This window comes from Cohnella caldifontis (assembly GCF_029360585.1).
Classification (GTDB): domain Bacteria; phylum Bacillota; class Bacilli; order Paenibacillales; family Paenibacillaceae; genus Cohnella; species Cohnella caldifontis.
The window spans coordinates 73,290-99,930 of the sequence record NZ_JAQZSJ010000013.1; the positions used below are offsets into that span (position 1 = coordinate 73,290).

The 26,641-nt window shown below is 61.9% G+C and carries 22 protein-coding genes; 4 read left to right on the forward strand and 18 right to left on the reverse strand.

Annotation, left to right across the window (positions count from 1 at the left end; genetic code table 11):
- Positions 1-94: 94 nt before the first annotated feature.
- The 3 genes from PTZ19_RS17410 to PTZ19_RS17420 form a co-directional block, all read right to left on the reverse strand.
- Positions 95-3,187 carry an AAA family ATPase gene (locus tag PTZ19_RS17410; protein ID WP_276356357.1) on the reverse strand — a complete coding sequence of 1,031 codons (3,093 nt, stop codon included), beginning with the start codon at positions 3,185-3,187 and terminating at the stop codon, positions 95-97.
- Positions 3,144-4,352 (reverse strand): exonuclease SbcCD subunit D, encoded by a 1,209-nt coding sequence (locus tag PTZ19_RS17415; RefSeq protein ID WP_276356358.1) that lies wholly within the window; start codon positions 4,350-4,352, stop codon positions 3,144-3,146. Before PTZ19_RS17415 ends, PTZ19_RS17410 begins: the two co-directional genes overlap by 44 nt.
- Positions 4,353-4,562: 210 nt before the next feature.
- Entirely contained in the window at positions 4,563-4,931 is a 369-nt protein-coding gene (locus tag PTZ19_RS17420; protein WP_276356359.1) for a group I truncated hemoglobin, read from the reverse strand.
- 161 nt (positions 4,932-5,092) lie between these two features.
- Here PTZ19_RS17420 and PTZ19_RS17425 point away from each other — a divergent pair, with 161 nt between their 5' ends.
- From PTZ19_RS17425 to ilvD, 3 genes are all read left to right on the forward strand, one after another.
- Positions 5,093-5,587: a DUF2269 family protein gene (locus PTZ19_RS17425; RefSeq protein WP_276356360.1), complete on the forward strand. Its 495-nt coding sequence runs from the start codon at positions 5,093-5,095 to the stop codon at positions 5,585-5,587.
- Between the two features lie 185 nt (positions 5,588-5,772).
- Complete coding sequence (locus PTZ19_RS17430) at positions 5,773-6,444, forward strand: 3'-5' exonuclease (RefSeq protein ID WP_276356361.1); 672 nt, start codon at positions 5,773-5,775, stop codon at positions 6,442-6,444.
- 88 nt (positions 6,445-6,532) lie between these two features.
- Complete coding sequence (gene ilvD / locus PTZ19_RS17435; protein ID WP_422615013.1) at positions 6,533-8,203, forward strand: dihydroxy-acid dehydratase; 1,671 nt, start codon at positions 6,533-6,535, stop codon at positions 8,201-8,203.
- Positions 8,204-8,283: 80 nt separating this feature from the next.
- On the opposite strand, the gene PTZ19_RS17440 is transcribed toward ilvD, so the two are convergent.
- A complete protein-coding gene (locus tag PTZ19_RS17440) occupies positions 8,284-9,753 on the reverse strand; it encodes a polysaccharide deacetylase family protein (RefSeq protein WP_276356363.1) in 1,470 nt (489 codons plus the stop codon).
- Between the two features lie 166 nt (positions 9,754-9,919).
- On the opposite strand from PTZ19_RS17440, the gene PTZ19_RS17445 reads away from it, so the two are divergent.
- The gene (locus tag PTZ19_RS17445) at positions 9,920-11,071 is read left to right on the forward strand and encodes an AI-2E family transporter (protein WP_276356364.1); all 1,152 of its coding nucleotides are present in this window, start codon (positions 9,920-9,922) and stop codon (positions 11,069-11,071) included.
- Here the strand turns inward: PTZ19_RS17445 and PTZ19_RS17450 are convergent.
- The 14 genes from PTZ19_RS17450 to PTZ19_RS17515 all read right to left on the reverse strand — a co-directional run bounded on the left by PTZ19_RS17450 (position 10,965) and on the right by PTZ19_RS17515 (position 26,638).
- The gene (locus PTZ19_RS17450; RefSeq protein ID WP_276356365.1) at positions 10,965-12,842 is read right to left on the reverse strand and encodes a peptidoglycan D,D-transpeptidase FtsI family protein; all 1,878 of its coding nucleotides are present in this window, start codon (positions 12,840-12,842) and stop codon (positions 10,965-10,967) included. The genes PTZ19_RS17445 and PTZ19_RS17450 overlap by 107 nt on opposite strands.
- A 154-nt stretch (positions 12,843-12,996) precedes the next feature.
- Complete coding sequence (locus PTZ19_RS17455) at positions 12,997-15,093, reverse strand: methyl-accepting chemotaxis protein (protein WP_276356366.1); 2,097 nt, start codon at positions 15,091-15,093, stop codon at positions 12,997-12,999.
- 208 nt (positions 15,094-15,301) lie between these two features.
- Positions 15,302-16,558, reverse strand: a complete 1,257-nt coding sequence (locus PTZ19_RS17460) for a peptidase U32 family protein (protein ID WP_276356367.1) — start codon at positions 16,556-16,558, stop codon at positions 15,302-15,304.
- Between the two features lie 50 nt (positions 16,559-16,608).
- Complete coding sequence (locus PTZ19_RS17465; protein WP_276356368.1) at positions 16,609-17,547, reverse strand: peptidase U32 family protein; 939 nt, start codon at positions 17,545-17,547, stop codon at positions 16,609-16,611.
- A gap of 50 nt (positions 17,548-17,597) precedes the next feature.
- Entirely contained in the window at positions 17,598-18,902 is a 1,305-nt protein-coding gene (gene mltG, locus PTZ19_RS17470; RefSeq protein WP_276356369.1) for an endolytic transglycosylase MltG, read from the reverse strand.
- Positions 18,903-19,022: 120 nt separating this feature from the next.
- Complete coding sequence (locus PTZ19_RS17475; RefSeq protein WP_276356370.1) at positions 19,023-19,331, reverse strand: DUF1292 domain-containing protein; 309 nt, start codon at positions 19,329-19,331, stop codon at positions 19,023-19,025.
- Positions 19,332-19,348: 17 nt separating this feature from the next.
- Positions 19,349-19,672: a DUF1292 domain-containing protein gene (locus tag PTZ19_RS17480; RefSeq protein ID WP_276356371.1), complete on the reverse strand. Its 324-nt coding sequence runs from the start codon at positions 19,670-19,672 to the stop codon at positions 19,349-19,351.
- A 9-nt stretch (positions 19,673-19,681) separates the two neighbouring features.
- Positions 19,682-20,095: a Holliday junction resolvase RuvX gene (gene ruvX, locus PTZ19_RS17485; RefSeq protein WP_276356372.1), complete on the reverse strand. Its 414-nt coding sequence runs from the start codon at positions 20,093-20,095 to the stop codon at positions 19,682-19,684.
- Between the two features lie 2 nt (positions 20,096-20,097).
- Positions 20,098-20,376, reverse strand: a complete 279-nt coding sequence (locus tag PTZ19_RS17490) for an IreB family regulatory phosphoprotein (protein WP_276356373.1) — start codon at positions 20,374-20,376, stop codon at positions 20,098-20,100.
- A gap of 137 nt (positions 20,377-20,513) precedes the next feature.
- Entirely contained in the window at positions 20,514-23,156 is a 2,643-nt protein-coding gene (gene alaS, locus PTZ19_RS17495) for an alanine--tRNA ligase (protein ID WP_276356374.1), read from the reverse strand.
- 344 nt (positions 23,157-23,500) lie between these two features.
- Positions 23,501-24,571 (reverse strand): AI-2E family transporter, encoded by a 1,071-nt coding sequence (locus tag PTZ19_RS17500; RefSeq protein WP_276356375.1) that lies wholly within the window; start codon positions 24,569-24,571, stop codon positions 23,501-23,503.
- A 124-nt stretch (positions 24,572-24,695) separates the two neighbouring features.
- Positions 24,696-24,899, reverse strand: a complete 204-nt coding sequence (locus PTZ19_RS17505) for a hypothetical protein (RefSeq protein ID WP_276356376.1) — start codon at positions 24,897-24,899, stop codon at positions 24,696-24,698.
- Positions 24,900-24,908: 9 nt separating this feature from the next.
- The gene (locus PTZ19_RS17510) at positions 24,909-25,448 is read right to left on the reverse strand and encodes a PRC-barrel domain-containing protein (protein WP_276356377.1); all 540 of its coding nucleotides are present in this window, start codon (positions 25,446-25,448) and stop codon (positions 24,909-24,911) included.
- A 29-nt stretch (positions 25,449-25,477) separates the two neighbouring features.
- Positions 25,478-26,638 carry a cysteine desulfurase family protein gene (locus tag PTZ19_RS17515; RefSeq protein WP_276356378.1) on the reverse strand — a complete coding sequence of 387 codons (1,161 nt, stop codon included), beginning with the start codon at positions 26,636-26,638 and terminating at the stop codon, positions 25,478-25,480.
- Between the last annotated feature and the right edge of the window lie 3 nt (positions 26,639-26,641).

The window sequence follows — 26,641 nt, forward strand, 5'->3', positions numbered from 1 at the left end:
GGTCGGTCGTTCGGTCACTCGGTCGTTCGTCCGTTCGGTCGTTCGGTCACTCGGTCGGTCGTTCGGCGGTTCGGCGGTTCGGCCGTTCCGCCGGTCAACCGACCCGGAACCGGGTATAACTGTACCCTTCCGCCGATTTCTTGACTTCCAGCACGGCGGGGATCGCCTGCTTCAGCTCCTGCACGTGCGAAATGATCCCGATCAGACGCCCCGTCTTCTGCAGCTGCACGAGCGTATCGATCGCTTTCCCCAGCGATTCCTCGTCCAGCGAGCCGAAGCCTTCGTCGATCAGCATCGTCTCCAGCGAAATCCCGCCTTCATAAGCCTGGATGACGTCCGCCATGCCGAGCGCGAGGCAGAGCGAGGCGTTGAATTTCTCGCCGCCGGACAACGTTTTCACGTCCCGGAACTGGCCGGTGTAGTTGTCGTACACGTCCAGGCCAAGCCCGCTCTGCCGGCCGTGTTTCTCGACCCGCCCGCTTCTCGCCAGATAGAACTGGCCGCCGGATACCGTCTGCAGCCGCTGATTCGCCGCCTGCAGGATGCGGTCCAGGAACTCGACGAGCAAATACCGTTCGAACGAGATTTTGAACCGGTTTTCCCCGCGGACGACGTCGTATAAGTCTTTGACCAGCTGGAACGCCTTTTCCGCCTGCTTCCATTGGCGTTCCGCCTGGACGAGCTTCTCCCGGCCTTCCTTCCCTTTGGCGAGCTGATCCTGCGCTTGCGCGAGCGACTGCCGGGCCGCTTCCGTCCGCTGCTCCAGGCTCGCCGCCTCTTCCGCCAAAGCGGCGAGATCCGCCGGCGACTTGTCCCGGAGTTGCGCCTCCAGTTCTTCGACCTGCTTGCGGACCGCGGCGAGCTCGGCGTCGAACCGCTCGATCTCCCGCTTCAGCGCTTCCCGGTCCGCCTCCGGCATTTTCGCCCCCCGGTAAGCCTCCTCGGACGGGAAACCTGCCCGCGCAAGCTCGGCGCGGAATTCACCCTCCGCCTTCTCCCGCTTGCCGCGGGCTTCGACGAGCTGCCCTTCGGCACCGGCCAAATGCGCTTTCGCCGCCGCCAGCTTCTCGCCGGCTTGCCGATACGACTCCTGGGCCGACCGCCAAGCCGACTCCAGGCGGGCCTTCTCCGCTTCCGCCGCCGAGACGCGCTGCCGCAGCGACGCCAGCGAACGAATGTCCTCCGGCACGCTGCCCAGCGTCTCCTCGTACAGCGCCTTCTCCGTCGAATAGGCCGTCAGCAGCCCGGCATGCTTCTCCGCGTTTTTCTCCCGCTCCGCCATGGCCGCCTCGAGGCTCTTCTCCGCGCGTTCCAGCTCCGACCTTAGCTTATCCAGCGCCGTCTGCTCTTCCTTCATCCGCGTCACGTCGGCGCTCGTGCGTTTGCCTTCTTCCACCAGCGCCTCATATGCCCCGGCGAATTCCGCGGAAGCATAGCCCAACAGGGCGGCTTCCTCTTCGATCGCCTTCAGCTGCGCCTCCTGGTGCTCCCGCTTGGCCCGCGCGGCCAAATAAGCCGACTCCGACTCCGCCTTAAGCCTGCGGCGAAGCTCCAGCGTCTCCTTGGAAGGCGTCTCGCCTTCCGCCGCCGCCTTATGCGGGTGCTCGGTGCTGCCGCAGACGGGGCAAGGCTTGCCGTCATGCAGATGAAGCGCGAGCTGTCCGGCCTGTCCCTCCAGCCAGCGGGCCTCCAATTCGGCGTACGCCATCGAAGCCTGGTCGTACCGTTCTTTCTGCTCCCGCTCGTCCGGGCGAAGCGTCTCGAGCTCCTTGGCCAGTTTCAGGCCATCCTGCAGCACCTTCGCCTCCCGGCGCAGGCGCTCCAGCTTCTCGCTCGCCTCCGGCAGGCGCCGGACGCTCTCCTCCAGCTTGCGGATGCGCTCCGCCGCCGCCTTCCGTTCCTCCTGCAAGGCCGCCGCCCGGCTCTCCGCCGCTTTCAGGTCCTCCGCGGCCCGCCCCAGCTCCCGCTCCAACTCGCCTAAGCGCGTTTTGCGGGATTCGAGCGCCTGCACCTTGGGCAAATCCCGCGCCAGCCGCTCCAGCTCCCGGACGAGCCCCTCGCGCCGTTCCCCTTGCCGCTCCTCCTGCCGGTACGTCTCTTCCGTGAGCCGCAGCCCGGCTTCGGCCCGGCGTAACGCTTCGCCGGCCGCCATGACCGACTGCTCCTTCGACCGTACCTCTTCCCCGGCATCCAGGACGTTCCGCTCCAGCACTTGCAGCGGCAGCGTCTTCCCGGCCAGCGCCAGACGCTCGCGCTTTCGTTCCACCTCCGGCGCCAACCGCTCCCGATTCTCCCGGTCCCCTCGTTTCCGGGCGAGATCCTCGAACTGTTCATTCAACTGTACCGCTTGGTGGTAACGTTCCACTTTCTCCTTGAGCAGCCGCGTCTCCTCGTCCATCTTGGCCTTGCGGCGCACGGTCTCTTCCTCGTACCAGGCCAACTCCGCGTCTAACGCCTCCAACACCTGAAACGCGTTGTAGTTGTCTTCCGCCAGCACCCGGTGCAGCTCCGACCCTTCCCGTTCGGCCATCGCCAGACGCAGGTTGAGCATCTGGACGTCCAAGTCGTGTTTGCCCAGCTCCCAGGCCCCCTGCGCTTCCTTCCGTTTCTCGTTCAGACGCTCGGCTACGTGCTTATAGAGATGGGTCCGGAAAATTTTCCGCAAAATCTCCTCTTTGTTCTCGGTGTCCGACGTCAGCAGCTTGCGGAACTCCCCCTGCGGCAGCATGACGATCTGGCTGAACTGGTCCTTGGTGAGACCGATCAGGCCATGCACTCTCTCGTTAATTTGACGCACCGTATACCGGTCGACCATCATCGTTTCCTTGCCGCCGGTCGTCTCGACGAACTCGTACTTCTCGCCCGTCGCGCTTTTGTTCCCCTGTTTCACGTGCGGGAGCTGCCGCAAAATCCGGTACGTCCGCCGTTTGAGCTCGAATTCGAATTCCACGGACGTGTACGCGTCGTCGGACGCGAATTGGCTGCGCAGCAAGCGGACGTCGCTCCGGTCCTCTCCGCTGGCCTCGCCGTACAACGCAAAGCAGATCGCGTCGAAAATGGACGTTTTGCCCGCCCCCGTGTTGCCCGAGACGAGGAACAGACGATGCCCGCCGAGCTCCGTGAAGTCGATGACTTCCCGGTCTTTATACGGCCCGAACGCCGTCATCGTGAGCCGAATCGGTCTCAACCCGCTCGCCCTCCTCCCGGTCGATTTCCCGCAGCACCGTAAGCAGCAGCGCCTCCGTCTCCTCGGAGGCTTCTTCGCCTTTCGCTTCCTTATAGAACGTACGGAACAAGGACAGCATGTCCATGCCCGCTTTGCTCCCTTCCGCGCCCGCGGCCACTTCCGCTTCCGCGCCCAGTCCGATCCAAGCGTCTTTCCGCTCGACGTGCATCGCGTTCGGATAGACCGCCCGGATCCGCTCCATCGGCGACATCACGGGATGGCGGTCCAGTAGGCGCACGAACACGTAATCTTCGTTTTTCTCCCGACGTTCGATTTCTTCTATGTACCCTTCCACGGATCTCATGTCCCTGCGGGGAACGAGCTGCCGCTTCTCTACCGTCGTCCGGCCTTCCCCGTCCATGCGCACGACCAGATAACCTTTTTTATGAAACTCTTCGGAAACGGAATATTTGAGCGGGGACCCGGCATATTGAATCGTATCGCGCCCGACGGAATGGGCCTGGTGCAAGTGGCCGAGCGCCGTATAATGGAAGCCCGCGAAATGGGCCGCGCTCACGTGCTCCGCGCCTCCGACGGCAAGCGGCCGCTCCGAGTCGCTCGTATTCGGCTCCGCCTCGCCGCGCGGCGTGACGAACGCGTGCCCGACGAACACGTTCCGCGTGCCCGGCCGCAACGTCTCCCGGATCCGGCCGACGATCGCCTTCATCGCTTCGTCGTGGGAACCGATGTCCGCGTCCTGCAGCGTCTGGCGGACGGCGGACGGATCGGCGTACGGAACGAGATGGAAATAGACCGGACCGAATTCGTCTTCCAGCGCGGCCTGCTTGAACGGATAGGCGAACTCTCCCGCCAGATGCAGCCCCGCGGCTTCCATGATCCGGCTGCCGAATTGCAGCCGGCTCGGGCTGTCATGGTTGCCGGAGACGGCCAGCACCGGCGTCTTCAGATCGAGCACGATCGTCTTCAGCGTACGGTCGAGCAGCTGCACGGCGTCGGTCGGCGGCACCGCCCGATCGTACAAATCCCCGGCGATCACGACGGCGTCCGGTTTCTCCGATTCGATATCCCGCAGGAATCGCTCCAATATGTACTGTTGGTCTTCCGTCATATAAACGTTCTGAACGAGCTTCCCCAAATGCCAGTCGGCGGTATGGAAGAACTTCATGCGCCGGCTCCTTCCTCGCACGCTGTTTTTTCTATTATAGCAAGAGTTCGGGACGGCGGGCGGCCAGGAAACATTTTTAACAATCCCCCAAAATTGACGCGAAGCTCTGCGGAATATTCCGATCCCTTTTGGGGGAGCCCCCGAGAAACGACGAAAAAAACCGGCTCCGCGCGGAACCGGCCGTTCGATGGTCCATCCTTCTTGATTTAACTACTTGTACAGGATATCGTCCCTTAGCGTATTGACCGTATCCTCGACTTTCCGGATATCTTCCGGGGACGTTCCGAATTCCCGCAGCGTGGAGGAGAGGTGGTTCACGATCGCGTCGTAATGCTTCGGCTGCAAATTCATGCCGGCATGCACTTTGGACATCGACTGCCCCGTATACTTCTTCCCGCTGCCTAGCGCATAACCGATGAAGTCGGCTTGATGCCGGCGTTGCTTCTCCATGTCCGTGCGGGCGAAAAAACCGTTCACCGTACCGTCCGCCATCACTTTGTCGTAAAACTTGTCCACCACTTTCGCGATCGCTTCTTCGCCGCCCAGCTTTTCGAACAGATTTTCCTTCGTCGCAGTCATGACCGCACCTCCGGGCGTTAGGATTCGCCGCCGCCCGAATCGCCATACGTTGACATTTTCCGATGATTCATGCAGGAAAAAAAATCTAGGATTGTCGAAACCTGCCCATTCGTGCTACCATCGGAAATGGTTGCTCATCCATAACATGGAAGGAGATTGTCATGTCACTCAACGGATATATGAATTTGCCCGAAAGCTGGCTGAACGTCCTCGTCTTCATCCACGTCGTCTCGGCCATCGTCGGCGTCGGGCCGACCTTCTTCAGCCACGTGCTGATGCGCAAAGGCCAGACGTACGGGCAGCTTCGCGGTTCGCTCGGCACGGCCAAGATGCTGGAGAAATTCCCGAAAATCGGCGGTTCGCTGGCGGTGCTCACCGGCCTGCTGCTCGCATGGCTCGGCGACTACGGCTTCCAGGATTTCTGGATTTACGCCTCCATCGCCGACTACGTCATCATCCAGATCGTCGTCATCGGCTTTATGGCTCCCGCGGCCGCCAAGCTGGGCCAGAAGGTGTTCGGTTCCGCCGATCCGGCCGACCAGCCGGTCTCGCCTGAGATCGCGGCGGGAACGGCCAAGATCAACAACATCAACTGGATCGCCACCGTGTTCGGCGTCCTGCTGTTCGTTCTGATGTTCTTCAAACCGACTCTGTAAGATCCGAGATTCGCCCCCCGAGCAGTCCCCCGGAAACGGGGGGCTGCTTTTGCTGATGCGGATATCGGAAAGAAGCCTGACAAATCCCGAAACGGGGACTATAATAGCTAAGGCAAGAGATAAAGAAAGTATGATCGTCTTCCCAAGAAGAAATGGGTCTGCGGACGAACCCCGAGGTGGATTCCTTGTCTTATATCGTATACGATCTGGAAATGACGGTGCGGCGCAAAAGAGGCCAGGTGGCGGAAATCATCGAGATCGGCGCGGTCAAGCTCGCCCTGGACGGCGGAGCGCCCGTCGTGGCGTCCACCTTCCAATCCTTCGTCAAGCCGGTGGTCGTCCCGACGCTGACGCCCGACACGACGGCTTTCACGGGCATCAGCCAGCAGGACGTGGGCGCCGCGGGCACGCTGGAGGAAGTGGTGCGCGAATTCGCCGGTTGGATGGGGCCCGAAGAGTATTTCATGTGCGCCTGGGGACCCGACGATTTGCGCCAGCTCGTTCAGGAATGCCGTCAGCACGGGATATCGACCGACTGGATCGTCAACCACAACAACCTGCAGAAGATGCTGTCGAAAATATACAAGCTAGACAAGCATCAGCAGCTCGGGCTGAAAAACGCGCTGGAAATGCTGGAAATCCCGTTCTCCGGCTCCCACCACCGGGCGCTGGACGACGCGCTCAACACCGCCCAAATCCTGATCAAGCTGTTCGACAAGCTGCAGTTCAAACGGAACAAGATCAGCGAGGAGGCCCGGGTCGAGACCGAGGTCGTGTACAAAACGGAGCATTTCGAAAACTTGCCCTTCGCGGGTTTGGCGAACCTGTTTCCCGGAAGGAACGAAGAAGGCGGCTGATTCATTTTTCGACCCGTTTATGCTAGACTCATATAGTATAGGTAATCGAGACACCGCGACCAGAAAGGGGATTCCCATGGCATCGAAAATGAGATCGGACATGATCAAAAAAGGGTTTGACCGCGCTCCCCACCGCAGCCTGCTGCGTGCAGCCGGCGTGAAAGAAGAGGACTTCGGCAAGCCGTTTATCGCCGTATGCAACTCCTATGTCGACATTATTCCCGGACACGTGCATTTGCAGGAGTTCGGCAAATTGGTGAAGGAAGCGATCCGCGAAGCCGGCGGCGTGCCGTTCGAGTTCAATACGATCGGCGTCGACGACGGCATCGCGATGGGCCATATCGGCATGCGCTACTCGCTGGCCAGCCGCGAAATCATCGCCGACTCCGTCGAGACGATGATCAACGCGCACTGGTTCGACGGCATGGTCTGCATCCCGAACTGCGATAAAATCACCCCGGGGATGATGATGGGCGCGCTGCGCGTCAACATCCCGACCGTCTTCGTCAGCGGAGGCCCGATGAAAGCCGGCCGCACGAAGGACGGCCGCGCCATCTCGCTGACGTCCGTCTTCGAAGGCGTAGGCGCCCACATGGCCGGCAAGATCGACGACCAGTCGCTGCTCGAGCTCGAGCAATACGGCTGCCCGACCTGCGGCTCCTGCTCCGGCATGTTCACGGCCAACTCGATGAACTGCCTCGCCGAAGCGCTCGGCTTGGCGCTTCCCGGCAACGGAACGATCCTGGCGGTCGATCCGGAGCGCAAGGAATTCGTCAAACGGTCGGCGCGCCAGCTGATGGAACTGATCAAGATGGACCTGAAGCCCCGCGATATCGTGACCAAAGAAGCGATCGACAACGCCTTCGCGCTGGATATGGCCATGGGCGGCTCCACCAACACGGTGCTGCACACGCTGGCCCTGGCGATCGAAGCGGGCATCGATTACCCGATCGAGCGCATCAACGAAGTCGCTTCGCGCGTGCCTCACCTGGCGAAGATCGCCCCGGCTTCCGATTACCACATCGAGGACGTGCACAACGCGGGCGGCGTCAGCGCCGTCATCCACGAGCTGCTCAAGAAAGAAGGCGCCTTTAACGGCGACTGCGTCACCGTCACCGGCAAGACGATCCGCGAGAACGTCGCCGGCTGCGAAATCAAGGACACGGACGTCATCCATACGCTGGACAATCCGCACAGCGAACGCGGCGGTCTGGCCGTCCTGTTCGGCAACCTGGCGCCGAAAGGCTCCATCATCAAAGTCGGCGCGGTCGACAAATCCGTCGGCGGCTACCACCGCGGACCGGCCATCTGCTTCGACTCCCAAGACGAAGCGCTCGCCGGCATTGCGAACGGCAAAGTCAAAGAAGGCCATGTCGTCGTCATCCGCTACGAAGGACCCAAAGGCGGCCCCGGTATGCCGGAAATGCTCGCCCCGACGTCGCAGATCGTCGGCATGGGCCTCGGCACGAAAGTCGGCCTCGTGACCGACGGACGGTTCTCGGGCGCATCGCGCGGCATCTCGATCGGACACGTGTCCCCGGAAGCCGCCGAAGGCGGACCGATCGCGTTCGTCCAAGACGGCGACATGATCGAGCTGGACATGAACAACCGCAAAATCACGCTGGAAATTTCCGACGAGGAAATGGAACGCCGCCGCAGCGAATGGAAAGGCTTCGAGCCCAAAATCAAGCGCGGCTATCTGGCCCGCTACTCGGCGCTCGTCACCTCCGCCAGCACCGGCGGCGTCATGAAGATGTAATCCGCGCCGCGTTATGAAAAGGACCGCATCGGGGATCACGGATCTCCGATGCGGTCCTTTTTCACATGCCTGATGAGCGCTCACACGCCGACCTGGTCGGGGCTCAAGGCGGGCGCGGCCTCCTCTTCCGGCTCGTGGCCGGCGGCTTCCCTGCGGCTGATCCGCGAAGGCCGCTGACGGCCCGACCGGTCTTTCCAGGCGAGCAGATCGCCGCGTTCCATCAGGATGATTCTCGGCGACAGGGTGTCGCCGTGTTCGCGCACCCGTTTGCCGCCTTCCGGGTGGATGACGGACAACAGGAACTTCAGATAAAGGTTGGACGACCAGGCGAACAGGCCCTTCGGCAGGTCGTATACTTGAAACCCCATCGATTCCGCGCCTCGATGAATCATGGATACTCCGTATAAGGCCTTGACGTTCTCCCCGCCGGGGGCGTTCTCCAGCGTCCGGGCGATCTCCGGAAGTCCTTTTTCCATGTCGCGGATCAGCTGGATCGCCGTATGGACGGCAGAACGGGCGTTCATGCCCATATTGAACAGCATCTCGTTGTCGAAGTGCAATTCCAGCACCGAATCGCCCCTGCGCAAGCTTGAACCGTCCGTCAGCCGGATTTCGGGTCCGCCGTACTTGCGGATCCGGTAATTGTACTTCGATCCGTCGCCGATCGGCCGAAGCCGGAACAGGACGTGGAACGCCCGCTCCCATAACATCCAGAGGGAGACGAACGCCCGCTTGAACGGCCCGATCCGCCGGGTGGAGCCGCGTCCGGAACTCGTTGCCGAGCGCGAAGCGGTTTCCTCGCCTCCCTGATCGGACGACGCTTCGGACTTCGGTCTGCGGTTGTTTTCCTCCGTGATCGAGATCATCTCGTCCACCCCCACGAACCGGTAGCCTTCCTGCTTCCCGTCCACCAGGATTCTTTCCAGCGCTTTGATCATTTCGCCCGGCGCGTCCTCGTCCGCGCCGAACGTCCGTCCGCAGTCGTGCAGGACGAACACCTCGCCCGGATTCAGCTTGCGCCGCATCCGCCGGTACAGCTTCTCCGCCCCGACCCGCAGCTTCCAGTCTCCGAACATCCCGGTCCAGAGCACGATTTGCAGGTGCCCGAGCCGTCGGTAATCGAACAGGTTGACGATGCCCCACGGCGGCCGGTAATAGTTCGGACGGATGCCCGTGATCCGCTTGATGACGTCGGAGGTGCGAAGGATTTGCTTTTTGACCGTTTTCGGCCGCATCAGCCAATTGGAATGATGCAAATAGTTATGAATGCCGATGACGTGCCCCTCGTCGTGGATGCGGGCGACGATTTCCGGATACTTCTCCGCGTGGGAGCCGACCAGAAAAAAAGTGCCCGTGGCACCGTACTTCTTGAGCAAATCGAGCAACTTGGGCGTATAGACCGGGTCGGGTCCGTCGTCGAACGTCAAGGCGATTTCCTGGTCCGCCCTCCCCCGCTGAAACACCCGGAAGCCGAAGATCCGGCTGATCAGAGCCGGCAGCAACGCGTAAAACGTCATGATATAAAAGCCGATCCATAAAACGTATTCCATGCCTTCCCCACCATCTCGCAGCGATATGATACGTAAAAGCAAGCGGTTCGTGCCTAGTCCTATTTTATCATACCTGCCGCGGAATGGACCCCGGGCCGACATCTTTTTTATCGGAAGCAAAACTGGTATCATTTTCTTAATCCAAATCGGACAGGAGTTTTGCCGCATGCTCCCTTTTTACCAGAAATACTGGCGGACCGCGTTCGACTTGGCCGTCATCGCCTTTACGGTGTGGCTGGTCATGTTCGTTTTCAGCTATCTTTACAAAATCGCGACTCCGGTATTCCTTTCTTTCCTGATTTTCATCTGCATCGAGCCGCTGGCCAAACGGCTGCATCGGTGGGGGCTCAAAAAATCGATCGCCACGGGCATCAGCATGCTGTTGTTCATCCTCGTCGTGCTTAGCATTTTAGCCGGCCTGGGGTATATTTTCTACAACGAAATCAGCGAGTTGAGCCAGAACCTCCAGACCAGCCATGACGAGTTGGCCCGGAAAGCCTCGGCCATCGCGGCCGACTGGCAGCAGCGCTTCAATTCGTTGCCGCCCGAATGGACCCAGCGGATCGGGAGCGCCTTCTCGAAGGTGACGGAATGGGGCAGCGAAGCCGCAAGCCTCTTCCTGAAATGGCTGATCGATTCCCTGATGTCCGCGTCCTCCTTCGTATTCAACGTTTCGATCGCCCTCATCCTGGCGTATTTCCTCAGCCTCGAGATCGACACGTGGAAAAGGCTCGGATCGGAGCGCTCGCCGAAAACGCTGAAAATCGCCTTCGCCTTCCTGAAGGAAAACGTCTTTCGGGGCATCGCTTCCTATTTGAAGGCGCAGGGCATCCTGATCAGCGTCACGTTCGCCGTCATTTTCATCGCCTTGCTGATCCTGCGGGTTCCGAACGCGTTCGCCATCTCGCTGATCGCCGGCATTTTCGACCTGTTGCCGCTGCTCGGCGTGCAGACGCTGTTCATTCCCTGGATTATTTATTTGTTCATCGTCGGGGACAACGATCTCGCGCTCTGGCTGACCGGCCTGCTCGTGCTCGTCAACGTGACCCGCCAGTTCCTCGAACCCCGCATCACCGGCCAGACGGTCGGCGTATCGGCCTTTACGATGCTGGCGTTCGCGATGATCTCGATGTCCCTGTTCGGCGTCGCGGGCCTTATTCTGGCGCCGATCCTGATGATTCTCCTCAAAGCTTTGTACGACCAAGGCTATTTCAAGCGCTGGATCCGCCTGCCCCGCGAGGAATTCGCGGTTTCGCCGCTGGAACCGCAGCCGCGGCCTGCCGGGAGCGAAGCTCCCGAAGGCGCAGACGTTCCATGATCTGCCCGAACGCGGCGCCCGCGCGGTTGCGCAGCCCGGCCGGCTGATCGCGGATGAGGACCGCGACCGCGTAGCGGGGCTTGCCTTTCGCCGGGCCGTACCCGACGAACCAATGGTCGTTGCGCCCGCGGGATTCGCCCTCCTGCTCCGCCGTGCCGGATTTGCCGGCGAGCGGCCAAGCCGCGGAAGACAAGGCTCGCCTCGCCGTTCCGTCCGTCACGACTCCTCGCATCGCCTTCAGCACGGCCGATGCCGTCTCCGGGCGGATCACCCCGTATTTGGAGGGGCTGAGCTGCGGCTCCAGCTTCGCGGCAAGGCCACCGTCGGCGTACCGGATCTCCGACACGACGCGCGGAGCCGATACCCGTCCGCCGTGCAGCAGGGTAACGACCAGATTCGCCGCCTGCAGGGGCGTGACGCGGACATCCCGCTGGCCGATGCCGGTGCCGGTCCGCACGCCGCCGTCCCGGGCGGTTTTTTTGTCCGCGAAAACGGCGCCCGCTTCTTCCTCCCCAAGCAGCCTTAGCGGTTTCCCGTCCAAGAAACGCGCCGCCGACCACCCGACCTGCCGGCCCAGCCCGAGCCGTTCGGCCGTGATTTGGATCCACGCCGGATCGAGTTTCTCCGCCACTTCGGCGAACGCGACGTTGCACGATTCCTCGAACGCTTCTTCCAGCGTCAGCACCCCATGCCCCTCCGGCTTCCAACATTGCAGTCCGTAACGGCCGTACGCCCCGTCGCAGCGGAACTCCGTGTCCAAATCCGCGGTTCCCGATTCCAGCGCCGCCGCCAGCGTCACCGTCTTGAACACCGATCCCGGCGCGTAAGCGGTGATCGCGCGGTTCCGTTCGTCCGTGCCCGGGGCCCCGATCCGTTCCGGATCGAAACCGGGCAGCGACGCCATCGCGAGCACGTCCGCGTTCGCGGCGTCCAGGACGACCGCGGCTCCTTCCTTCACGCCGGCTGCCTTTAACGTCTCCAGAACCTCCCGCTGGATGTCCAGGTCCAGCGTCGTCACGACCCGCAGCGGATAATGCGGGTTGGCCGGACTTTCGGTCCGCAGCCCCAGGCCGTTCAGCGGCCGTCTGCCCGCGTCGGTGACTTGGCTGACCCGGGTCGGTCCCGCGCCTCGAATAAACCGGTCGAGCGACCGTTCCAACCCCGAACCGCCGATGGGGTCGGACCGCTTCATCCGCTGCTGGGCAAGGCGGTCGGCGTAAAGCCGCGACAACCGCTCGGGATCCTGCGAGACGTAGCCGATCGCGTGCAGCGGTTCGATGGCCGAAGGGTACCGATTCGAATAGGGCAGGACGTACACGCCGAGCAGGGCGGCCGCCCGGATCCGCGACTGCTGCTCCGGCGTGAGCGCCAATGCCCGGCGCGTGCCCGGCGGCCGCCAGACGTCGGGAGACCGAAGCGTCCGCAGCCATTCCTCCAGCTGTCCCGTCGAGGCCCCGATCGATTCCGCCGCTTGTCGCACGGCCTGCTCAGGCCCTCTGGGCATGCCGTTCAGCGGGAAAGCCGCGAGCGTCCGAACCGGCTCGTTCGTGAGCGGACGTCCTTTCCGGTCGAGAAAAGCCCCCCTGCCCGGGTCGACGGTGAGCGAGTCCGACCTTTGGGCGAAGGCCGCTTCGGGTATACCCGACCCGGGAGCCGCTGCCGGGAAGCGTCCCAGCTGCACCCAAGCCAGACGGACTTCCGCCAGCCCGAATAACAGCGTCAGCAGCAGCAGCAAGCGGATCATCCGGCTCCGGCGTCCCCGTTTCCGCATTCGATCTCCTCCTCCCCGCGCATCCGTTGCATCGTTCTCTCCCTATTGTTTCCATGGGCGTTCGATGCCTAAACCGGAAAACGGCACGAGAAAGCCGCAGGGCAACCCCTGCGGCCGGGTGGATCGAATATGGGCGAAACGTCCGTTTAGCCGTTTAGGAGACCGTGAACCGGGAGAGCGACTCGCGAAGCTGGTTGGACACCGTCTCCAGCTTGTTCGAAAGCTGGACGAGACCGTCGCTGACGCTGAGCTGCTCGTTGCTGAGCGAAGCCACTTCTTCCGACGTCGCGGACGCTTCCTCCGCCACCGCGCTGACGTTGGTCATGGCGAGGGACAGCGTCGTCTGGGCTTCCTCCAGGTGACGGACGGACTCGGTAGCCTCGTCGAGGCGGCCTACGAAGCCGTTCATATTCTCCTGGACCGTCAAGAAGATTTGGTTGGCCTCGCGGACGGATTCGATCTGTTCCTGGAAGATCGGATACGCTTCGGACAGCACGGAGACCGTCTCGTCGATTTCCCGCGAAATTTTATCCACGATCTCGCCGACGACCCCGATGGACTGGCGCGACTGGTCCGCCAGCTTGCGGATCTCGTCGGCCACCACCATGAAGCCTTTGCCCGCGGCCCCGGCCCGGGCGGCTTCGATGGTCGCGTTCAAGGACAGGATGTTCGTCTGCTTGGAGACGTTGCCGAGCACGTCCAAAATTTTGCTGATGGAACGCGTGCTGTCTTTCAGCTTGTCCACTTTGTCGACCATCGAACGGGTCATTTCCTCGGTCTGCCCCGTTTTATGGATCAACGTGCTCATATAGTCCGAGCCTTTGCGGCTGGCTTCCTCGACTTCTCCCGCCGCATGGCCCATTTCGGCGTTGGAGGAAATGACCGATTGCACCTGCTCGCCGATCTGCGCGGTCATGTCGCTGCCCTTCTCGGACTCGATCGCCAGATTCGTCGCCCCGGTCGCGATTTCTTCGGTCGCGATGGCGATTTCCTTCGCCGCTCCGGCGGTTTTGCGGGAGGCTTCCGTCAGGGCGGTCGCGGTTTCGAGCACCTCCACCGCGGACTGGTTCGTCTTGCGGACGAGTCCCGTGATTTCCTCCATCATGCGGTTGAAGCTGTCGGCCACCTGGCCGATTTCGTCTTTCTTGCGGAGCGTCGACCGGACGGTGAGGTTGCCTTTCTCGCCTTCGTTCATCAGGTTGCGCAGCTGGCTCAGCGGACGTCCGACGGTGAGCATCACGATCCCGCCGATCGCCGCCGCGATCAGAATGGCGACGACGGACATGACGATGGTCAGCGTCCGGATCGCTTTCGCGTCTTTCACCAGCTCGGAAACCGGAATGTTGCCGATCAGCGTCCAGCCGTTCGTGTCGATGACGCCGCCCGAGGACAACGATTTGATCCCGTTGACCGTCATCGTCTCGGAACCTTCCGGAACCTTGCTCGCGTAAGGAGTCCCGTATTGGGCGGCGTCCGGGCTGTACACGACGGTTTTATCGGGCGCGACCACGTAAGCGGAGCCTTTGTCCCCGAATTGGACGGACTGCATCTGGTCTTCGATCACTTTCATTTTGACTTCCATCAGAAGAAGGGTCGGTTTGCCCTGGTTCAGGAAACGCCCTACGCCGAACGTGGGAGCGGACCGTTTGCCGTCCAGCCCGTTCGGCTGGGTGGGAATCCATACGGCCTTTCCGTTGCCGTTCTTGATCGTCTCAATAAAGGGGGATTTCAGCAGGCTGTCTTTGTCCACCGAACCGCCGGTCGTAATGAGCTGGTCCGCCGGATCCAGGGACAGCAGCGTGATGGACTCGATGGTGGAATCCGACATGGCCACCTGGCTCAGCTTCTCGGTCAGCTGGCGGCTGGTGTCGAATTTCTCGAAATCGTCGGAGGCCACGCCCAACGTGTTCAGATAGGACATGAAGTCGTTGTCCGTGATGAACTGCAGCGTCGTTCTCTCATAACCGGCGAGCAGCAAATTGAGCTTGCCGGCCGTCTGCTCGGCGGTCTGCGTGCTGGCCTCCGCGACTTTGGACTGAATGATCGACCGGGACTTGTTGTAGGAGAACAGGCCGAGCAGCAACACGCAGACCAGTATGCTGCAAATGATGAGCAGGAACAGCTTCATGCCCACGGAGCGGATCGGGTTCGCCTTCAGCTGCTCTCCGAACATGCGGGAAGCCCCAAGAGCCGCTTGGGCGCCTTTTTTCCATTGAACCGCTTCCAATCCCTTGCGCCACGATTGTTTCATGTGATGAGATTCCCTCCGGCTTCTAATGTGACGAATCGGTCGGCTGCAGAAAAAAACTGCCGAAAACACTGAACCTGCCGGTACAAGCAGGTTCTCTTCAGTGTAATTTCGACAGTTTGTTAAAAAATCCTTTAGAAATCGGGACCAAAAATGGATTTTTTCTCAGAAAACCCGAGTTTTTTTGCGCCTTCGACCGTTGCGTCCGCATTCAGCCGGTTTTTTTGCGCATGATGTCGTAGGGAGCGACGGGATGATCGGTCCGCAGGCGGATCGCCTGCAGCGGATGACGGGCGGCGTCCAGCCGGCTGCCGTCCGCGTCCGTCAGTTCGCCGATCGCCTGGGTGAAGCTGCGCCCCCCCGGCCCTACGAATTCCACATGCATGCCGGGCTTGAAGTTGCTGCGCTGCTGGACCGTGGCGATCCCCGTTTCGGCGTCGTAATCCGTTACCACCGCGGCGAAGTCGTAAGGCGCGGGCTTCTCTTCCGGCTCGTAGATGTGTTCGGCCGCTCCCGGCGTGCCGAAGAAAAAGCCGGTGTTCAGCGGACGGTTCGCGGCCTTGCCGATCTCCTCCACCCATTCCCGGCGCAGCTCGTATCCGGCCGGGTCGGCGAAGTAGGCGTCGATGGCCTGGCGGTACGCGTTCACGACGGAGGCGACGTAGTGGACGCTTTTCATGCGCCCTTCGATTTTAAAGCTGTCTACGCCGGCTTCGATCAGCGCGGGCAAATGCTCGATCATGCACAGGTCCTTGGAGCTCATCGTGAACAGGTTTTGGCCCGGCTCGGCGACGGAGCGGTCTTCCGCGTGCAGGTCGTATTTCCACCGGCACGACTGGCAGCAGCCGCCGCGGTTCGAGTCCCGGTCGGTAAAATGGTTGGACAGCACGCAGCGGCCCGACACCGACGAGCACATCGCGCCGTGGATGAACGCTTCGATTTCGATGCCGACGCGGGCTTTGATTTCCCGGATCTCGTCCATCGTCGTTTCCCGGGCGAGCACGACGCGGGGAAGCCCTTCTTCTTTCCAGAATCGGACCGCCTGCCAATTCATCGTGGACTGCTGCGTGCTGAGATGCACTTCGAGGCCGGGCGCGACGCGCTGGGCCGTCTCCACGATGGCGGGATCGGCGGTGATGATGGCGGCGATGCCGGCGTCTTCGAGCTCCTTCAGGTAGTCCGAGATGCCCGGCAAATCCTCTTCATGGGCGAAAATGTTCGTGGCCACGAATACTTTGGCCCCGTAACGGGACGCGAACGCCACGCCTTGCCGCATCTGCTCGATGCTGAAATTGTCGGCGTTCGAGCGCAGGCCGTACTTCTGGCCTCCGATGTACACGGCGTCGGCCCCGTAATGGACCGCGAATTTGAGCTTCTCCAGGCTGCCTGCGGGAGCGAGCAGCTCCGGCTTGGCCAGCCGCTGTCTGGCGCCCGTAAGCCGGGGCGCGGTTTCCAGCAGGGTACTCACGGCACCCAACTCCTTTCATCGGGAGTTTGACGGAGTCAAACTCTCTCCTCTTAATAAACTTGTTCTTTGTACAGGAAGCCGAAGCTCAGCTCCCTTTCGGGATCCTGCAGCTTCCGGATCGCTTCCAGCCAGTCCGGATCCATGGCATAATCGCCGCCGTCCGCCGCCAGGCGGGCGAGCGCGGCGCGGTAGCTCCGCAGCACGGTTTCGTTGTAGGCTTCCGGCTTCAGCAGAGCTTCGACGTACAGGCTGTTCACGCCCATCGAGACGAGATCCGGAATCGCTTCGAGCAGGCAAATGTCGTCGGCGCTCATCACGTGCGTGCCGCCTTCGTCTTCGTACACGGGAAAACGCAGGTCCGGCCGTTCCGTCTCGACCAGGTACAACCCTTTGCCGGGACCGCGGTCGACGAGGGATGCTTCCTTGCCCAGATGCTCCATGTAGCTGAGCAGCAAGTTGCGATGGGAATGGTAAATGTTCGTCGCTCCGTGCACCTGCACCTGGATTTCCAACGTCGTGCCTTTCCGGAATCCGGCGATTTCCTCTTCGTTTAGCTCGCGGGCCAGAACGGCCCGCACCGCTCCCCTGCGGCCCCAATAGTTCGCCGCCGCCGAATTGGTGGCGATCATGTCGGGATTCCAGTGGAGCGGCATGTTCGGGGCGTATTCCCGGACGCTCAGCAGCACCGCCGGATCACCGAAAGCGATCGCGTCCGCTCCCGCGGCCGATACCGTCCGCAGATAGTCCGGCAGTTCGGGCAGTTCCCCGTTCCGGAACAGCTTGTTCACGCTCACGTAGGCTTTGGCGCCCATCGCGTGGATGCGGGAGACCGCTTCGGCCAATTCGCTCGCCGGGATGGTTCCCGGCAAGCGCATGCCGAAACGGGGTTCGCCGATCAGAACGGCGTCGGCGCCGGCCTGGATGTAACGCTCCGCTTGCGCGGCCGAACCGGCCGCGATGAGGAGCTCGGGTATTGCCGCTGCAGACACGCACGGCACCTCCAATCCGCTTCGCGTCCCTCTCGGGGGCGAAAATGGGCTTATTGTTTTTTGGCGTTCTGGTTGCTGGTCTGGATGTTCTTCTGGTGTTGCTTGAAGGTGACGGCGAACAGGTGCTCGTTCGAGCCGTCCTTCTTCGTCACGTAGTAGTAATATCCCGTATCGTCGGGATAAAGCGCGGCTTCGATCGATTTGAGGCTCGGATTCGCGATCGGTCCCGGCGGAAGCCCCGGGTTCAGATACGTGTTGTACGGGCTTTCGACCTTGAGGTCCTCTTCCGTCAGTTTTTCCTTCGGCTTATCGAGCGAATATTGGATCGTCGCGTCGATTTGCAGCGGCATTTTCTTCTTCAGGCGGTTCTCGATGACGGAAGCCACGATCGGGCGTTCCTCGTCGACGACGACTTCCCGCTCGACGAGCGAAGCGATCGTCAGCAGCTGATGCAGCGTAAGGCCGCGTTCCTGCATGACGTCCTGCCAATCTTCCGGCAGTGCGTCCAGCTTCTTGTCGAGTTCCGCGAGCATGCGGTTCACGATATCCGCCGCCGTGCTGCCCGCCTTGATCTCGTAGGTTTCCGGGAACAGATAGCCTTCCAGCAAATACCGGAGCTTCCGGTCTTGCGGAATTTGGGCGGTCCATTCCGATCCGGACCACAGCGCCGGATTTTGCACCGCGCCCAGGAAATCTTCCTTTTTGACGCCGCCGTTTTGGGCCAGCCGATCCGCGATCTGCGCCACGGTGAAACCTTCCGGGATCGTCACCCGGAACGTGGCCGGCGCCACGATGTCCCCTTTGTTCAGCTTGGCGACGATCTCTTCGCGGGTCATGCCCGGCGTCAATTCGTAGACGCCCGCCTGGAACTTGGAGCCTTCGCCTTTGAGCTTGAGCCAGCCGCCGAAAATCGTGGCGTCGCGGATCAGCCCGTTCTCCTCCAGGAGCTCGGCGACCCGCTGCGCCCGCATGCCTTTCTCGATCGTCACCTGGATCGGCGTGCTCGAGGCGTATACGGGACGCAGGCCGTTCCACACGTACAGCAGGGCTCCCCCCGCCGTCGCCAGCACGATGCACAGGGCGATCAAGAAGGACCAGAGCATGACCCGGGGTTTGCGTCTCGGCCGGTACGCCGGCGGTTCATGCGCATCCGGCGGTTCGTTCGAAGCCGGCTTCTCCTTCAACGCCCGCGGTTCCGGAATCGGCGAAGACCGTCCCGAACCCCGTTCCTCCGGAACCGACGGTTGACGCGGTTCGCGGGCTCCGATCTCTCTCTCTTCTTTGTTCTGACGGCCGCCAGACGGCTCATTGCCGTAGATGGAGTTCCATCCGTTCGACCCGCCTTCTCTGTCCACTCCGTTCTCCCCCCATGGTAAAGCTGCGAATCCGCAAGCGAGCATGCGTAAGACCGAATCATTCCGAATCGTCGGTCAACGGCAATAAAGAGCGGTTTCCCGCTCTTCATTGTACACGATTCAAGGCCGTTCGTCGCCGCCGAACAACGAATCGTCGTATGCTTCGGCAGCTTTCTCCCACTCTTCGTCGTCTTCGACGGTCGCAAGATGAAGGTTCCCGTCGCCATCCTCGGCGACGCGGAACACTTCGATATCGCCTTCCTTGCGCATGGATTCGGACTGCAAAATCGCGTATCGCCGACCGTCCAGCGCGAGCTCGGCGAGAATCCGGTAAGCTTCCGCGCTCCCCTCCGGCCCCTGCAGCTCCACTTCGCTGCCGTATCGGTCCTTCAGGGAAGACCGTCCTTCCACTCGATTCTCTTGGGTCACGGGTTACCTCCCGCCGTTCAGATCTTGCCCGAGTCTTCCTCGGCTTCCCCGAACTCGCTCATCAGGGTGTTGAACGTTTCTTCGACCATATCCCATTCTTCCTGGGCTTCGATCGGATACAGTTTGATTTCTTCGCCCTCTTCCTCGTAACGGAAGGCGAAAACCTCCTGCTCCTCGTCCGAATCCTCGTTTTCCTCGGCCGGCACGACCATCAGGTATTTGCGGCCCGAATCGTCGTCCAACTCGAAGCGCATGATGACCTCGAACGCTTCCTCGTTGCCGTCCTCATCGGGTATATAGATGATTTCCGCCTCTTCCTGCGGGTTCAATTCGTCCGTCATTCGTCTCCCTCACTTCCCTCGGGCATCCAAATAGTTTTGCAGCAGCAGGGCCGCCGCCATTTTGTCCACGACTTGCTTGCGCTTGCGCCGGCTGACGTCGGCCTCGAGCAGCGCCCGGGTGGCCGCTACCGTGGTCAGCCTTTCATCCCAGAGATCGACCGGCACGGATAGGGTCTCCCTGAGCTTGTCGGCGAATGCCATGCAAATTTCCCCACGAGGGCCGATCGTGCCGTTCATGTTTTTCGGGAGCCCCACGACGATCGTCTGCACGCCGTTCTGCTCCACCAGTTCGGAAATGCGGCGCAGGACGGCTTCCTCCGAACCGTTCTCGATCATTTCCAAGCCTTGCGCCGTCCAGCCGAATGCGTCGCTGAGCGCAACCCCGATGCGCCGGTCTCCGTAGTCGAGTCCCAGAATCCGCATCGTTACCGCCGGTTTTGTTCCAGATAGAAGCGGACGAGTTCTTCGATCAGTTCGTCGCGTTCCTTCTTCCGGATCACGCTTCTCGCGTTGTTGTGGCGGGGAATGTAAGCCGGATCGCCCGAGAGAAGGTAACCCACGATCTGATTGATCGGATTGTACTCTTTCTCCACCAGCGCATCGTGCACCTGGAGCAGAATGTCCTTCGCGGACATTTCCTGCGGATCGGCTACGACGTCGAACTGGACCGTCTTGTCCAGATGGTTTTTATCCGCCGTGCTCATCTCCGGCACCTCGCTTTCTCTTCCACTCCATCATATCACATTCAAGGACAGACAGGAAATTCATGGAGGGTGGGAACCTTTGACGAATGGCCGGAACTTTCGTCGAATGGCCGGAGAATTGCGGGATCGGCCTGCGGTCAGCCTCCGAGCTGGGCGAGCACGACCCGTTCCGCGGCCGCCAGCGCTTCGCCGAGCTTCGACGGGTCTTTGCCGCCCGCTTGGGCGGACTCCGGCTTGCCGCCGCCTCCGCCGCCGCAAATCACGGCCAGCTCCTTCACCAGCTTGCCCGCGTGCAGGCCGCGCGCCGTCAAATCGGAGCTGACGGCCGCCACCAGGTTGACCTTGTCCCCGTCGACGGCGCCCAGCGCCAGCACCGCCGAGCCGAGCTTCGCTTTGAGCTCGTCCGCGACGCCGCGCAGCGCGTCCATGCCGCCCGCGTCCACCCGGGCGGCCAGCAGCGTGACGCCGCCCACCGTCTTGGCTTGGCCGGCCAGCTCCGCCGCCTCGAGCCGCCCCAGCTTGCTCTGCAGCGACTCCGCTTCGCGCTGCAGCTGGCGCATGTCGGCCTGCAGCGCCTCGATGCGCTTCGGCACGTCGCCCGGCGCGCTCTTCAGCAGGCCGGCCGCGGCTTTCAGCGTGCCGAATTGTTCATCCAGGTACGCGTAGGCGTGGCGGCCGGTGACCGCTTCGATCCGGCGCACGCCGGAGCCGATGCCGCTCTCGCTCACGAGCTTGAAGAGGCCGATCTGCGCGGTGTTCCGCACGTGGCAGCCGCCGCACAGCTCGAGCGAATAGTCGCCGACGCGCACGACGCGCACGATGTCGCCGTATTTCTCCCCGAACAGCGCCATCGCGCCCATCTCCTTCGCCTCGTCGATCGGCCTCAGGCTGATATCCACGTCCGTGCCGAGCCAGATTTGCTCGTTCACGCGGCGCTCGACGTCGGCCAGTTCCTCCGGCGTGACCGCGCCGAAATGGCTGAAGTCGAAGCGCAGGCGCTCCGGCTCGACCAGGGAGCCGGCCTGGTTGACGTGCGTCCCGAGCACTTCCTTCAGCGCCTTGTGCAGCAGGTGCGTCGCCGTATGGTTGCGGACGATGTCGCTCCGTTCTTCCTTCTCGACCGAAGCCTTGACCGCGTCGCCTTTCTTGAGCGAGCCCGACGTGATCACGACCTGATGCACGTGCTGCCCGTGCGGCGCTTTGCTCATGCCGACGACCGTCGCGGACACCCCGCCGGCGGTCAGCGTGCCGCGGTCGCTCACCTGGCCGCCGCTTTCCGCGTAGAACGGCGTGCGGTCCAGGATGACCAGCACGGTTTCTTCCACGCCCGCGGCGTCGACGAAACGGTCGTCCGCGACGATGGCCAGCACGCGGGCTTCCGCCGTCAGCGAGTCATAACCCACGAACGCGCTGGCTTCGGTATAATCGGCCAGGGCGCCGCCTTGGACTTTCATGCTCTCCGTTTCCTGCCGGGCGGAACGGGCGCGGGCGCGCTGCTCTTCCATCGCCGCCTCGAACCCTTCGCGGTCCACGGTCATTCCTTGCTCGGCGGCGTAGTCTTCCGTCAGGTCGAACGGGAAGCCGTAGGTATCGTACAGCTTGAAAGCGTCGGGTCCGGAAATTTCCTTTTTGCCATCCGCCTTCGCTTTCGCGCAAATATCCGACAGGATCGCCAGTCCGTCGCTCAGCGTCTCGTGGAACCGCTCCTCCTCGGTGCGGATCACTTTCTCGATGAACTCGCGGCCGTTCACGATTTCATTGTAGAACCCGCCCATGATTTCGCCCACGGTGGAGACGAGCTCCCAAAGGAACGAACGGTCGATGCCGAGCACTTTGCCGTAGCGGACGGCCCGGCGCAGCAGCCGCCGGATGACGTAACCGCGGCCTTCGTTCGACGGCAGCACGCCGTCGCCGACCGAGAACGCCACCGCGCGGACGTGGTCCGCGATGACCTTCAGCGCGACGTCGGTCTCTTCCGCCGCTTTGTATTTCACGCCGGCGATCGCCGCCGTCCGCTCGATGAGCGGCAGGAACAGGTCCGTGTCGAAGTTCGAGTCGACGTCCTGGAGAATCGACGCGAAGCGCTCCAGGCCCGCGCCGGTATCGATGTTCTTGTTCGGAAGCGGCGTGTAGCTGCCGTCCTTGTTGTGGTTGAATTGCGAGAAAACGAGGTTCCAAACTTCCAGAAAACGTTCGTTCTCGCCGCCCGGCCAGCATTCCGGATCGTTCAGGTCGCCGTATTTATCGCCGCGGTCGTAGAAAATCTCGGTGCAAGGTCCGCAAGGTCCTTCGCCGATATCCCAGAAGTTGCTCTCGTCCAGCTTGTAAATGCGTTCGGCCGGAATGCCGATTTTCTCGTTCCAATACCGGAACGCCTCTTCGTCGTCCTTATGGACGGTCACCGACAGCCTGTCCGGCTCGAAGCCGATCCACTCGGGGCCGGTCAGGAACTCCCACGCCCACGTGATGGCCTCTTCCTTGAAATAATCGCCGATGCTGAAATTGCCGAGCATTTCGAAAAAGGTATGGTGCCGGCGCGTTTTGCCCACGTTTTCGATGTCGTTCGTGCGGATGCACTTCTGCGAATTGGCGATGCGCGGGTTCTCCGGCTTCACCCGTCCGTCGAAGTAAGGCTTGAGCGGCGCCATGCCGGCGTTGATCCAGAGCAGGGACGGATCGTTGTGCGGCACGAGCGAGGCGCTCGGCTCGATGTGATGGCCTTTGCTGGCGAAAAACTCCAGCCATTTGGAACGGATTTCGGCGGCTTTGAGCGGTTTCATCGTTCTATTCGTCCTCCTTAAAATAAAAAAATCCCCGAGCGAGTCAGGGACGAAATTGTATTCGCGGTACCACCCTGGTTATCGCGGCGTCGGCTGCAGCGGCCAAGCGCGATCTCCTTCGGCGGGCGTTAACGGGCCCTCCCGGCGGCTTGTTCAAGGCCGCGCTCCGAAACCGGCTTCCTTGCGCCCTTCGCGCCGAAGGTTCTTCCACCCGCCGCCGCCCCCGGAAACGGGTTCGGCGCGAAACCTTCTCTCTGTCGCGCGGTCTGCGAAGTACTCGTGTTTCTTCAACGCATTCGCATTTTCCCATTGTAATCCATTATATCGAGCCGGTTTCCCCGCTGTCAAACGGTTTTTCGCCGGATGTAATACGAGAAAACGTGCTGCGCGATCACCTTGAGCGCCGCGTACACCGGCACCGCGAAAATGAGCCCGACGACCCCGGCGAGCTCCCCTCCGACGAGCAGCACGAAGATGATCGTCAGCGGGTGCATGTGCATCGTGCGCCCGACCACCTGCGGGCTGATCACGTTGCTTTCCAGCGTCTGGCAGAGCGAATTCACGATCGCGACGAGCAGCACCATTTTCCAGGAGATCGTGCTGGCCACGACGACGGCGGGCAAGGCGCCCAGGAAGGGGCCCAAATACGGGACGATGTCGAACAGGGCGACGAAACCCGCCATCAAGAGCGGGTACGGAAGCCCGATGATCCAATAGCCGACGTACGCCAGGATCCCGATGCACACGGACACCAGGAATTGTCCGCGGATGTAGCTCCCGAGCGCGGCGTCGATATCCTTCAAGAGCCGAACCGCCTGCTTGCGGCGGTTTCGGGGCAAGTATTCCAGCGCGGCTTTCTCGAACACGTCCATGTCCTTCATCATATAGAACGCGAGAAACGGCACGATCATCGCCAGGAACAGCACGTTGAACACGGCGTCCAAGTTGTTCAGGAAGTCGGATACGGCCGTCGAAAACCGCTTCTCGAAGCCTTCCACCGCCCGGTTGATCCCGTCACGCACGCTGTCCGGCAGCACGACGTTGCGGTTATAGTGGTCCGCCAGCGACTGCACCCGCATCGTCAGCTCGGGAACGTGCTCGTTCAGCTCCTGCACCTGGCCGATGAACATCGGGATCATGTTCATGACGATGACGGCGCAGCTCGCGGTGAACACGGCGTAGATGAGCAGAACGGCCGCCGTTCGGGGCACTTTGCGGACGTGCAGCAAATTGACGATCGGATTCAGGACGTAGGAGATGACCAGGGCGACCACGAAAGGGGTGAGCACGGCCTTGAAAAAGCCGTATACCGACCAAAGCAGCGGCCGCACGAGCATCAGCAGGTACAACGCGGCGAGACCGAGTATGAGATAGACGAGCGCGGCGAACGCGCGGCTTTGGGCAAACCGGTTCATTTCCCCACCCCCGCCAAACGGCATGCCTTTTCCAGTATATGTACTTGTCCCACCGATTAAACCGAAAAAGCCCCGATCTCTCGTCGTCGAGAAATCGGGGCGCGTCAAGCCGTCTTCCGGGGGGTTACATCCCGCCCGCCTGGAGAGGCTCGGATACGGGTTCGCTGGCGAACAAGTCGTCCAGCGAACTGAGCGTACCGTCTTCTTCCACTTGGTAGACGGACATTTTTTCTCCGTTCACCGTAAGCTCGATGAAGCAGCTCCAGCAGTAAAATTGATGGGAACCGATCTTCCCGATATCCTTGGAATTGCAGTTCGGGCATCTCATCATCCGTCTTCACCTATCACTTTCCGCGTTCAGCGTATGGTCTTTCGTCAGCACCCTTTCGTAGGAAGCGGGCACCAAAATCGCGTCTTCGCCCAGCGTAAGCTGGCCGGGTCCGTCCGGCAGCAGCAGCCGCCTGCGGCCTTCGAGCACATCCGACAGAAATCCGTCCGTGAGTTCGCACCCTACTAAAGGTGTACCCTCGGAGGGTTTAAAATAAACATCCGTGATCCGGCCGAGTTCCTGCCCGTTCACGGTATAAACCGGCATGTCCTTCAAACGGACCGTGCCGCCGAGGAATCCGCGCATCAACAACGATCTGTCCATGTCGGCGACGGCATTCCGGCTGGGGATGACCAAGGCGTCTTCCCCGCATGCCGCGATGTCCCGCCAGAGGATTCCTTTGAACGTTTTGCGATTCCACGTTCTTTGATCCAGGACGACCCCGGAGAGGCTCCAATATTCGTCGAACCAGACGTCCTTGACGCGGCCGGCCCTTCGGCCGCTGTCCAGCAGCACCGGCAGGCCGAGCAAGGATTGGACTTGAAGCATGTCCGGCACCCCTTTCTTGCAGGCGCCTGTTAAGTTATACGTAGCCGCGCCGAAATGGTTGCAATGATCAACGCCGTTTTTTCCGCTTCTTCCCTAGTATTGCCCAAACCGAAGCTGAAACGTACGGCATTGCGCACCCGATCGGGGGAAAGTTTCATGGCGGAGAGCACGTGGGAAGGCTGAAGGGAGCCCGACGAGCAGGCCGAACCGCCGGATGCGGCGACGCCCGCCAGGTCTAAATTCATGAGCATGGTCTCCGAGGAAATTCCCTGAAAGCTTACGTTGACGATATGGGGGAGACGGAAATGTTCGTTTCCGTTGATCCGGAACGCTTCTTCGCCCAACTCACGGGACAACCCGGACAGAAAGGCGGCGCGGACGGCCTCCACCCGGCGAACCTTCTCCTCCAATCCGGCGAAGGTCGAGCGGGCCGCCGCCGCGAAGGCGGCGATGCCGGCCACGTTCTCCGTGCCGGCACGGCGAGACCGCTCCTGGTTCCCTCCGTGCAGCAGCGGCTCGAACGGCGTGCCCCGGCGGATGAAAAGCAGACCGACGCCTTGGGGGCCGCCGATTTTATGCGCGGATATGCTGAGCAAGTCTACCGGCAGCTTCTGGAGATCCCACCGCTCGTAACCGAAAGCCTGCACCGCGTCCACGTGCATGGCGGCGCCTTGCGTCCGCGCGATTTCGCCGATCTCCTCGAACGGCTGCCGGGTACCGGTCTCGTTGTTGCCGGCCATGATACTGACGACCGCCGTCCTTCCGTCGATGGCGCGCGCGGCGTCCTCCGCCGAGACGCGCCCGGTCTCGTCCGGCTGAAGGAGCGTCAGGCGGAAGCCCCGCTTTTCCAGGGCGCGGCAGGCGTTCAATACGGCAGGGTGCTCCACCGCCGTCGCGACGATGCCGTCGCGGCCGCGCGCACGCTGCACCTCCGCCGCCCCGAACAGGGCGGCGTTGTCGCTTTCCGTGCCGCTGCCGGTAAACACGATCTCGGCCGGAGAGCAGCCGAGACTTTCGGCCAGCGCGTCCCGGGCGGCCGTGACCCGGCTTCGGGCGCTCCGTCCGAACGCATGCAGGCTGGACGGGTTGACGGGCCCCGCGCCGGCGGCTTCCGCATAAGCGGCGATCGCCTCGGGCAGCATCGGGGTCGTGGCCGCGTGGTCCAAATAAATGGAGGTTAAGGAGCTCATGCC